Origin of the sequence: Lentibacillus halophilus (assembly GCF_039522485.1) — a bacterium.
GTDB classification, from domain to species: domain Bacteria; phylum Bacillota; class Bacilli; order Bacillales; family Amphibacillaceae; genus Lentibacillus; species Lentibacillus halophilus.
Genome location: NZ_BAAADM010000055.1, coordinates 79962 through 91257, shown reverse-complemented (window position 1 = coordinate 91257; position 11296 = coordinate 79962). Strand labels below are relative to the sequence as shown.

At 45.9% G+C, this 11296-nt stretch carries 7 protein-coding genes; 4 read left to right on the top strand and 3 right to left on the bottom strand.

What is annotated here, in order from left to right:
* The 3 genes from ABDZ72_RS13215 to ABDZ72_RS13205 all read right to left on the bottom strand — a co-directional run.
* On the bottom strand, window positions 1-1346 hold a 1346-nt coding region (locus ABDZ72_RS13215), incomplete at its 3' end, for a PTS transporter subunit EIIC (protein WP_343753921.1).
* Between the two features lies 1 nt (window position 1347).
* Window positions 1348-2256, bottom strand: a complete 909-nt coding sequence (gene murQ, locus ABDZ72_RS13210; RefSeq protein WP_343753919.1) for an N-acetylmuramic acid 6-phosphate etherase — start codon at window positions 2254-2256, stop codon at window positions 1348-1350.
* Window positions 2225-3259, bottom strand: a complete 1035-nt coding sequence (locus ABDZ72_RS13205; RefSeq protein ID WP_343753917.1) for a MurR/RpiR family transcriptional regulator — start codon at window positions 3257-3259, stop codon at window positions 2225-2227. The genes murQ and ABDZ72_RS13205 overlap by 32 nt, the downstream gene beginning before the upstream one ends.
* Before the next feature lie 50 nt (window positions 3260-3309).
* On the opposite strand from ABDZ72_RS13205, the gene ABDZ72_RS13200 reads away from it, so the two are divergent.
* From ABDZ72_RS13200 to ABDZ72_RS13185, 4 genes are all read left to right on the top strand, one after another.
* On the top strand, window positions 3310-4221 hold the full coding sequence (locus ABDZ72_RS13200) for a DMT family transporter (RefSeq protein ID WP_343753915.1): 912 nt from the start codon (window positions 3310-3312) through the stop codon (window positions 4219-4221).
* Between the two features lie 225 nt (window positions 4222-4446).
* Window positions 4447-5928 (top strand): TIGR02677 family protein, encoded by a 1482-nt coding sequence (locus ABDZ72_RS13195; RefSeq protein ID WP_343753913.1) that lies wholly within the window; start codon window positions 4447-4449, stop codon window positions 5926-5928.
* A 61-nt stretch (window positions 5929-5989) separates the two neighbouring features.
* A complete protein-coding gene (locus tag ABDZ72_RS13190; RefSeq protein ID WP_343753911.1) occupies window positions 5990-7162 on the top strand; it encodes a TIGR02678 family protein in 1173 nt (390 codons plus the stop codon).
* Window positions 7146-11294 carry a TIGR02680 family protein gene (locus ABDZ72_RS13185; protein WP_343753909.1) on the top strand — a complete coding sequence of 1383 codons (4149 nt, stop codon included), beginning with the start codon at window positions 7146-7148 and terminating at the stop codon, window positions 11292-11294. Before ABDZ72_RS13190 ends, ABDZ72_RS13185 begins: the two co-directional genes overlap by 17 nt.
* Window positions 11295-11296: the final 2 nt, after the last annotated feature.

Genomic DNA, 11296 nt, shown 5'->3' with positions numbered 1-11296 from the left:
AGAAGTCCGATAATATATAACAAATATTTATTGTCAGCAATTAATGGAATGAGTACTAATCCAGAAGGTCCAACGGTAATAGCACCAACACTGCTGAGCGATAAGAAAGCACCTCCGAAGCCTGAACCGAGACACGCTGTAATAAATGGTCGTCCCAAAGGCAAGCTGACACCATAAATAAGCGGTTCGCCAATACCTAGAATACCAACAGGCAACGCACTGGCTACGGTATTTTTCAAACGTTTATCTTTTGCCTTGAGATAAATGGCGAAAGCAGCTCCTACTTGACCACCGCCAGCCATAGCGAGAATAGGAAGCAATGTTGTTGATCCAAATTGGTCAATCAGTTCCAGGTGCACAGGGATGAGACCTTGATGCATGCCCACGGTAACGAGCGGAAGGAATGTTGCTGACAGGACATAGCCGCCTATTATACCGCCAGCCTCCAACATGACATCTACTAGGAACCATGTAATGCCGTCCATAAGAAGGCCGGCAACGGGTTGGATGATGATAATCGTGACAGCTGAACCGACCAGCACGGTGACGAGTGGTGTCAAGACGAGATCCAAACTGTCAGCTACATGATTGCGAACAAATTTTTCAATCTTTACAAATAGATAGGCTGCAACAATGACGCCGAGCAAACCACCGAGTCCTGAACTGATTTGCAAATTCAGACCAAACAAACCAAGCGACTCAATATCACCTAAAACCGGGGCATAAATTAACAACCCGGCAATGCCGCCAAGGACCATTGTCCCGCCGAATTCTCTGGCTGTGTTGATTCCGACAAATACGCCCAGTGACCCAAATAACAGATTGCCAATGGCTTTCAGTAGTTGGTACCAGTTTGAATCAAGAATCGCCGGATCGAGAAAACCAGCCGTGGCATCCGGATCAGCCAGGTTCATGATCAAGTTAGCGATCCCCAGCAATAGTCCAGAAGCGACCAATCCCGGTACAATCGGTACAAAAATATTGCCGATATGTCGGAATAACTTTTGGAAACGTGATGTCTGTTTGGCTTTATAAGCTGCCTTCGTATCCTCTGCAATATCAAATTCCTCATCGTCTTCTGAGTCATCCACACCAACATCAATGGTCGTATTCTCATGAATTTCGTTGGCAATTTTCGTAACTTTGCCGGGCCCTAATACAATTTGAATGGTTTCGTTGTCAATAACACTTAATACGCCATCTAATTGTTTAATGGGTTCCAGGTCCACATCATTGCGGGATTTAAGATTGATGCGCAGCCGGGTGATACAATTGGTCAAACCGGCAATGTTGTTCTCCCCGCCGAGGTGCTTGACAATCGATTGTGCTATCTCCTGATTAGTCATTTCATTCACCTTCCTTGTTTGTTAATGCAATAGCTTCGCGTACAAAGCCACCCGCTTGATCCAATGTTTGTTTGGCCTCGTCATAATCGCATTGCCGTTTAATCATAACAATCGCTAGTTTCGGGTTGTGGCAGGCTTTTTCCAAATAGGAAGAAGCGGTATGATGATCAACTTGTGCCGCGACGGAAATAATCGTTTTAGCACGTTTCATCAATTTTTGATTGGTCAATTGCACATCAACCATCAGATTTTCAAAAACTTTACCCATACGGATCATCGAACTGGTTGAAATCATATTTAGTACGAGTTTTTGTGCCGTTCCTGCTTTCAAGCGGGTCGATCCGGTCAAAATTTCCGGACCAACGTCGACTTCAATGGACTCATTTGCATGGCGGCTGCTTTCCGCGTTTTTATTACAACTGACCGCCACGGTGCTTGCTCCGATGGCTTGACTGTAATCCAATCCACCAATGACATAGGGGGTGCGTCCGCTGGCTGCGAGTCCAACCACCGTATCGTTTTCATTTAAATGATGAGCTTTCAAATCAGCTTTGGCTCGCTCCGGATCATCTTCTGCTCCTTCAACAGCTTTCATGATAGCGTTGTCTCCTCCGGCAATCAGACCCTGGACATTGTCCTGATCCGTTCCAAAGGTCGGAGGGCATTCAACAGCGTCCAAAATTCCGAGACGACCGCTAGTTCCGGCACCGATATAAATCAATCTCCCTCCTTTTTGAAAAGAGTCGATAACGGTTGTTGCGGCTTGTTCAATATCGTTTATTTCATTGTGAACAGCATCCGGAACGGTCTTATCCTCGTCATTCATAACGTGCAATATCTCACGGGTGCTCATTTCGTCCAAATGCATTGTCTTTTCATTACGCATTTCGGTTGTCAAGGTTTTTGCCACGTTTTGTTTCCTCCCTTTTGCTTTGTTGTACAATCTCATAGGTCTGATTTAAATGGGATAAGGCAGCGTCATAGTTCTCATATGCATAAGCCGTATAAAGCATATCAATCACATTTAATGAAGCAATTCTTGACGACATGGCGGCACTCCGGAATTCATCTTCTTGAGCAGCCACAAATAATACCGTATCTGCTATCGCGCTTAAACGCGTGTCCGCATATTTCGTGATGGCTATAACGTTGGCCCCTCTGGATTGTGCGATTTTGACACAGTCTATGATGTTCTGGGTTTCGCCTGAATAGGAGATAGCTACGGCTGCATCGTTTTTATTCAGATTGATAGCCGAAACCTTTTGCATATGAAAGTCGCTATAAGCCGTACACGTTTTGTTAATCCGCATAAATTTTTGCATACCGTCATAAGCAATCAGAAAACTGGAGCCGACGCCATAAAAATCAATTTTATTTGCCTGTATCAAATACTCATGGGCCGCTGTTAATTGATCCTGTTGAATTAATTGCAATGAACTATACAAGGACTGAATATTCGTATTGGTGATAACAGACATGATTTTGTCAATGGAATCTCCAGGTGATAATAGTTCCTGTTCCAAATCATGCAAATGGATGACTGTCAAATCGCCGGATAATTTTAATTTGAATTCCTTAAATCCGTGATAGCCAAGTGTCTGGCAATATCGCATGACGGCGGAGGAGCTGGCATAACTGGCACGTGCCAGTTGATTGACAGACATTGTGACCGTGTCTTCGGGATGTTTTAGAATATATTCCGCAACAGCCTTTTCTGACGGTTTAACATAGTCGAGCGATTCTCTGACTTTGTAAAGAATGCCTTCCAGTGATAACACCTCCATATGCGTTGGGATAGCGCTTTCAAAACCATCGTATTCTGATTGAAACAAAAAATCAATAGAATGATTAATATTGGTACAAAATTTCAAAATGTGGGATATGGTATAGATGCGTGTATTGTCATGTGACAATGGAATCTCTATACTAGTGGTAACACATTACAAAAAAGAGGTTTCGGACAATGAAGCATTCAATATTCGAAAGCAAAGGGATTGTATGGGGACTGATTCTGCTCATCACGATTATTTGGGGATTCGGATGGGTGTTTATGAAAGCGGTGCTTGACTTCATGGGACCGTTCACGTTTTCGGTATTCCGGTTTGGAACCGGTGCATTGACTCTGCTGCTGCTTATCTGGGTGTTGAAAGCGGGCAAACCGCCGAAACATATGTGGAAACATTTAATTGTCGTCGGTATATTGCAGACAGGCGTTGTTTTTTCGTTTGTTATGTACGGCATGCAATTTGTTGATGCGGGCAAATCATCCGTATTGTTGTACTCGATGCCGCTTTGGAGCAGTATTCTTGCGGTGAAGTTGCTCGGTGAGACCATGACCCGGGGGAAAATCACTGGATTGGTAATGGGAATGATTGGCCTAGTCCTGATTCTTGGCAGGGATATATTTTTTGTGAAAGACCCGGCTATTATTTTTGGTGAACTACTGATTGTGGCAGCAGCATTAGCGTGGGCTGCATCGAATATGTATTACCGGTTGAAGTTGGAAGGTATGACCCAGCTGCAGGTCTCCGCATATCAGATGCTCTTCGGAACGATTGGAATACTGGCGGCGACCGTGTTAATGGAATGGGGGGAACCGGTACGATTAACAGGTTCGAGCATTTTTTACATATTATTTACGGGCGTGCTTGCCTCAGCTTTATGCTTTACCGTCTGGTTTATACTTTTGAGCACCATTGATATGGTTACAGCAACGTTGTCGACGCTGCTCGTACCGGTGTTCGGTCTGTTCTTCAGCTGGTGGATATTAGGCGAAGCATTTACTGGCAGCATTATTGCTGGGTCGGCACTGGTGATTACAGGGATCGCCGTTGCACAGATTTTTGGAAGAGAAACATCAAAAGGAAGAGCTTGATAGGGTTTGGTTGCGTAAGTGACCGGATTATAGTTCAAAATGACCGGAATAGTTCCAAAAGCGACTGAATGAATGACTGAATCGACTGAATGATTCTTGAAAGCGGCCGAAACTCCGTGGAGCCGTCCTCATTTAGTATATTTTAATTCCCGGGACTAAAACCATAGACAAATACACACCACCGGACGTACAATAAAATAAAGTCGATTTTTGCGGGTGATCCCAATGCAGCAACCGTTTAAAAAAGTGCAGGAAGCGGCCTATTTGACAGCAGAGAAAGCGTGGAGCTACCGGGCGATTCTGCGCTATTTTTACGTCCAGCATGAACGGATGAGGGAATTTTTGTTTCCGGAAGAAATTTTCGAGTATTTAAGAGATTTGGAAGGGTTTCAGGATTATACGGAAGAGCAACTGCAACAGGATTTGGATCAGTTGGTGAAGTGGAACAATCTTGTTGCCCGCCAGGAAATGAACCGCGCAAGCACGATTGAAGAGTTTAAGAAAAAGCGTTATCGTTATCAATCGACGCCATACACCATTGAATTCGAGCGCATGCTGCAGGAGATGGAGCGGGGTGGCAACGTCTTTGGTGGTTCCCTCGAACGAAAAGAGTTTGAACGTCTGTATCAGGAATTGCTGAAAGTGGAAGCCATCATCCGCCATGGGGATCTGCCGCCCGCAGATGAGTGCTCCCAGTTGTGGAACGATATTTTCGCCTATTTTCGTTCGATTAACCAAAATACGTCTGACTACATTGCACACATCAATAGTGAGGAAGCGGAAGAACGGATGCAGACAGAAGCGTTTCTTGCCTACAAAGATACGTTCACGACGTATTTGCGTGATTTCATTATCGGTCTCCAGCAAACTGCGCTCAAAATTCAGGAACTTCTTGAGGCCATTTCGCTTGATGCGCTGGAACCGCTCATCAATCAAGTCATCGCTCATCAGCAACAGGTCCCACGTTTTGAGGATGTCGGGCTGAATGCGAATGATTTGTTCACGGATCAGACAGAAAAGTGGCGCAGTTTATGTGACTGGTTTCTCGGCACTATCCACGGCGAAAGCAACCTGGATATGTTGCAGACACGGACGAACGAACAAATTCGCCGCATCACACGGATTGTGCAGCGGCTCGGGGAACGGCACCATTCTTTCCGGAGCCGTAAAAAAGATTACTTACACTTGGCCGGTTGGTTCGCTTCATTGGAGGACATCAATGACGCTCATCAATTATCCTCGGTTATTTTCGGGGTTTTTCACACAAAACATCTATTCAGCAATCATGTACCAACCGATGATATCTATACGGATATTTGGGAAGAGGCACCGGTGGAACACGAAGTAAAGCCGCGCATCCGGACGTACCGGGAAAAAAGCAAGCCAGGAGCTATTATCAGCCAACAACAACGAAAAGAGCAAGCGCGCCGTGCCTATTTACAGAATAAACAGTTGGAACAGGAAACATTAGAGTCCTATATGACCGGTAGTGAAATACGTTTGGCCGAACTGCCGGTGGTGGAACCGCATGTTCGAAAAATGCTTCTGAGCTGGATTGGCAAGGCGATGGCCAGGGATGACCAGTCCTTTAAAACGGAGTTCGGACGTCGGATTAACGTAACGATAGCACAAGACGAGCGGGTAACACTGAATGCCGAGGACGGGGCTATCGAGATGCCAAATGTGACATTCCGCTTTCTTGACTGACGGGTCGTGAAAAGTCGCAGCAGCGGAAAGGGACATTGCTGCCGAATACGGAGGGACGATCATGGACAACACCCCATTTGATGATAAGGCGGAAAGAGCTCTGTCGCACTTGCTGGAGCATTTTTGGGTGCTCCGTCGGGAAGAGCCCGAATGGTATCAAACGATCCGTGAACGGGAAAAAATTTTAAAGCGATACGCCGATGACAAGTTGGGATTTGAATTAATCGTTCATCAGCATTTCATTAAGCTGGAAAAAATTCCAGTGGAACCAAAAACCTGGATGGGTCTGCGGAATTTTCAGGAACCGAGAGACTATGCGATGTTTTGTTGTGCGCTTGCGTTTACGGAAAGCCGTTCGATCGATGAACAGTTTCTGCTGTCAGATATTTGTGAGGAAATCAAGGACTTGTTTCCGGGTCCATTTCCGCTTGATTGGACGAACTACAATCATCGCCGTTCTCTTGTCCGGGTGATTAAAGAACTTGAAACATTATCCATCCTAAAATCTGTTGAAGGTGAAATCGATCGGTTCGCGATGGACAGTGAACAGGAAGTCCTGTACGAAACGACTGTCTATGCTCGTTACTTTATGCGCTCCTATCCAAGGGATCTGTTGGACTATGAAACGGCCGAATCAATTTTAGCAAGTGAGTGGGAGCGGCATGAAGCGGATGAGCGGCGCAAGCGGGTATACCGGAAATTGTTTCTCTCGCCGGTTGTACACCGGGAATCAGAGAACGATCCGGATTTTGCCTATATCCGAAATTTCCGCAATCGGCTGCGCGACGATATCGAGAAACACACACCATTTCGACTGGAAATATTTAAAAATGCTGCATTGCTGGTGGCGGAGGAACAAAAACAAGGGTGGACGTTATTCCCCGATCAAAAAGCCATCATGGATGTGGCGCTGCATATGGCCACCTACATGAGGTATTACGATACGTATACACCGGACGAATTCGGTACGATCCGTTTGTCACGCATGGCACTGGAAACCATTATGACAAATGTCCGGGACATCTATGGCAAAGGTTGGAGCAAACATTACCGAGAAGCAGGTATTGCAAGTATTACGAATGATGTCATCGAACTTTTGCAGAATTGGGAAATGCTTGATATTGAACCAGTGACCAACGCCTACATCATTAAACCACTGTTCGGACGGGCAACGGGACACTTTCCGAAAGACTTTTTAACAGGTGGAGATGAAGAACATGAGCAAAAATCATAAATGGAAAATGAACCGCGCCGGCCTTTTGAATTTTTGGTACTATGATGATGAAATATTTGATTTCGCGGATGGAAAGTTGTTGTTGCGGGGATCGAACGGATCGGGGAAATCGGTCACAATGCAAAGCATTCTTCCGGTGTTGCTGGATGGGAAAAAGTCACCCGACCGGCTCGATCCATTCGGGTCACGCGCACGTAAAATGGAAGACTATCTTTTAGGCGAAAAAGATATCGTGGACCGGGATGAACGGACCGGCTATCTGTTTCTGGAGTATAAGCGTGAAGATACGGATCAATACATCACCACCGGCATCGGACTCCAAGCCCGGCGGCATAAGACGATGAATTTCTGGGGATTTATTGTAACGGATAACCGTCGCATTGGCCATGACTTCGCCCTGTATGAATGGGAAAACAACGGTGGTGACAAACAGCGGATTCCTCTGTCACGCGTTCAGTTGGAAAATCGCATCGCAACGGGCGGACAAGTCGTACAGACCCAGAGTGAGTATAAGAAACTGGTCAACAAGTACATTTTCGGATTTGATGATCTGGAAGCGTATGATGATTTAATCAAGCTGCTCATTCAGCTGCGCAGTCCGAAATTATCCAAAGAATTCCGTCCGACGGCTATTTACGATATTTTGGAAGCCTCTCTGCCCCCGCTCACTGATGATGATTTGCGTCATTTGTCCGATACCATTGAACACATGGATCAAACGAAACAGCAGATCGAACAACTGGAACGAGAACAGACAGCCCTGGAAAATGTTTTGAAGCGGTATGATACCTATAATCAATACAAACTGGCGGATAAGGCCGATCAGTACGTCCGCGCGAGAAAACGTTACGATGACGAAGCCGGGGATGTCCGGGCCAAACAGGAACAAAAGCAAACCCTTGATACGGAAATCAACGATCTGGAAAAGCGAAAAGGTGAGCTCATCCGTACTCATGATGTTCTTGAACAGAAACGGACCCGGCTGCAGAGCCATAAAGTATGGCATTTGGAAAAAGAACGACAGGACGAGCGCACAGCATTAAATGATATTCAAAACGACTATACCAAAAAAGACCATGCGCTCACCGAGAAAAAACGGCAGGAACTTGCTGCAAAAGAAAAACTAACCACGCTTGAGGACGAACGGGATAACCAGGCGGAGACATTAGCGGATATCCTTACCGATTTGGATGCTGATGCTGCGGATGCATCGTTTCATCAGCATACGATCAATAAACACGACTTCCAGCGCCATCAGATATCTGATTATGATTTCACCATTTGGAAAAAAGAAACAGAGCAGCATTACCAGACGCTTGATTCCATTACTGAACAGATGCGGGAATGGGAGCAAAAGAAGGAAAAAATAACAGAACTCGATGCAGAGATGGCATCCGCAAAAATGGAACGGGATAGATTGCAACAGGAAGAGCAGGACTGGCTCGCTATTTTTGAAAACGATAAGCAGGATAAATTGACGGAGATTCATACGTGGAACGATAACCACGATTTTCTGCCGGTCAGTGACGACCTTTTACAGCAAACGTCTAGAGACATTCTCCGCTTGTATGAGCCGGTCGATTACGAAACCATTCGCGCTGGTTTTGTCGAATCGGGCAATGATTATCAAATGCAAATAAATGAATCCATAGCCACAAAAAATAGTCGGATTTCCCAATTGGAAACAGATATTGAAGAAAAACAGGACGAACTGAATGAATTGAAATCGAAACGTGATCCCGAGCCGCCGAATCGTCAGCAGACCACCCGTGACGCCCGGAAAAGACTGGAACAAGTCGGTCATCAGTTTATGCCGTTTTATGAAGCGGTCGAGTTCCAGGAGCATGTGCCGGAAACGGTGCGGACGCATCTGGAAGCGGCGCTGATCGATGCGGGTCTTTTGGATGCGTTGGTAGCCGATGAATCGGTTGCCATGAAACATGATCGCATATTGAAAGCCAAACCGATCATGATGGCCCATACACTGGCTGATTATTTGCAGACGGACTTGGATAATGATGAGGCGGTGAGTGCAAAAACGGTTGATGACGTACTGCGCAGCATTCTTGTTGATGCTGATGATACGGCAGACAACTCAGCGATCAACGCTGACGGGACGTATCACATTGGTCTTGTCAATGGACACGCAGCTCCCGTTGAACGGGTTCGGTTTATCGGCCGGAATGCCCGGCGGCGTTACCGCCAGGAACAGATTGATCAACTCTCGACAGAATTGGAACAGCTGCAGACGGAAAAACAAACAGCCGAACAAGATATTGAACAATTGCGAGCTGCTATTCAAGCGGCTAAAGATGCATTGGCGGCTTTTCCCACTGATGACGATTTGGCTGAGAGCTTTTCACATATAAAAGAAAAGCGTTTTGACATCAATCAGTATGATAAGCGATTGCAGGACTTGGATCGGCAGCTGACCGAACTTTATGACGTCTATCGAACGATCAAGAGCAAACTGGACACAGTGACGCGCGACTTGGATCTCACATTCAGCCATCATGCCTATCAGGAAGCCAAGAAGGCTATGCGCCAGTATGAAAAACGTCTGCATAACCTGATCAACGAACATACAGCCTATCGCTATACACTGCAGCAATTGGAGCAGTTGACCGAGCGGCTGGAGGAATTGGCCGGGGAAGTGGATGACCTACAGGGTGAATGCAACGTGCTCGCTGACCGCCAATCCCGCAAAGAACAAAATATTGCAGAAATTGAAAAGCAGCTTGAATCAGCCGGTGTCGAGGATATCCGTCAACAAATCAAGAATGTGCAAGCGGATATAACGGCAACGACGACCGAACTTGATCAGATTAAAACCGATTTACCGAAAAAAGAAGCGGATCAAGGAACACTCCATACTGACATTGAAACGAGCAAACAGAAATTGGCTTTTTGGGAAAATATGATCGGAGCTTGGAAGGACGCACTGGAAGCAGAAGTGAACCTTGGCTTTGTCAACCTACCCGAACAGGGAATGGAAATTGGGGAATTGGCTGCTGCCATCGTCAAACAGTACCGCACCTTTTTGAAGGAAAAGGATCCGTCTGCTATTGAAAGCCAGCTTACACATGTGTATTTTGAACAACAATCCAATTTAATGGAATACCGCATGACCGATGCCGACATGCCGGCTGTGGTATATGAATGGATGAACGATGAATGGACTGATGAACAGCGAATGCACGTTAATAACTGGAAACAGAAAACAGCCCGCCGTTTGATTCAGCTCGATTTTCAAGGAAAACGGGTCAGTCCATACTATATGAAGGATAAAGTGGAAAGCGACCGCATGCAACAACAGTCTATGCTCGATGACCAGGACCGTCAACTGTATGAAGAAATTTTGTTTGATTCCGTCGGTAAGAAACTCCGGAGCCGGATCGCCCGGGCACAGGATTGGACGGAAAAAATGAATCGGCTTATGGAGAACAGCCATTCATCATCAGGGTTGTCATTTTCTATTAAGTGGAAACCGCGCACAGCTGAAACCGAAGACGAAATGGACACGAAAGTGCTGGTCGATTTGTTGCAACGAGATGCCAGGTTACTCAAAGAAGACGACATTAACCAGGTCATGACACACTTCCGCTCCAAAATCGAACGGGCCAAAGAACTGGTGGACCTACAAGGCGAAGGAAACACGCTGTTGCAAGTGCTGAAAGATGTGCTTGACTACCGGAATTGGTTTTCATTTGTACTGTCTTACCAACGTGCCGGTGAACCGAAACGGGAATTGACGAATCATGCTTTTTATAAATTTAGCGGTGGTGAGAAGGCGATGGCGATGTATATTCCGTTGTTCACAGCCTGCTACTCCCGCTATATGGAAGCGGCCGACACAGCACCATACATCATATCTCTTGATGAAGCATTTGCCGGTGTGGATGAAAATAACATCCGGGAAATGTTTGAAATTGTTGAAGAGCTCGGATTCGATTACATTATGAATTCGCAAGTGCTCTGGGGCGATTATGACACGGTCACCTCACTGAGTATTTGTGAGCTCATCCGGCCGAAAAATGACGACTTTGTCAGCGTGATCCGTTATCAATGGGACGGAAACAAACGGCATCTCGTTATGGACAGGGATGACGAAGCAGTAGCCACTGATACGTAAAA

Bases quoted from the DNA above. Each gene is read 5' to 3' on its own strand.
- ABDZ72_RS13200 (WP_343753915.1), top strand. From the start codon at position 3,310: ATGAAGCATTCAATATTCGAAAGCAAAGGGATTGTATGGGGACTGATT.
- ABDZ72_RS13195 (WP_343753913.1), top strand. From the start codon at position 4,447: ATGCAGCAACCGTTTAAAAAAGTGCAGGAAGCGGCCTATTTGACAGCA.
- ABDZ72_RS13190 (WP_343753911.1), top strand. From the start codon at position 5,990: ATGGACAACACCCCATTTGATGATAAGGCGGAAAGAGCTCTGTCGCAC.
- ABDZ72_RS13185 (WP_343753909.1), top strand. From the start codon at position 7,146: ATGAGCAAAAATCATAAATGGAAAATGAACCGCGCCGGCCTTTTGAAT.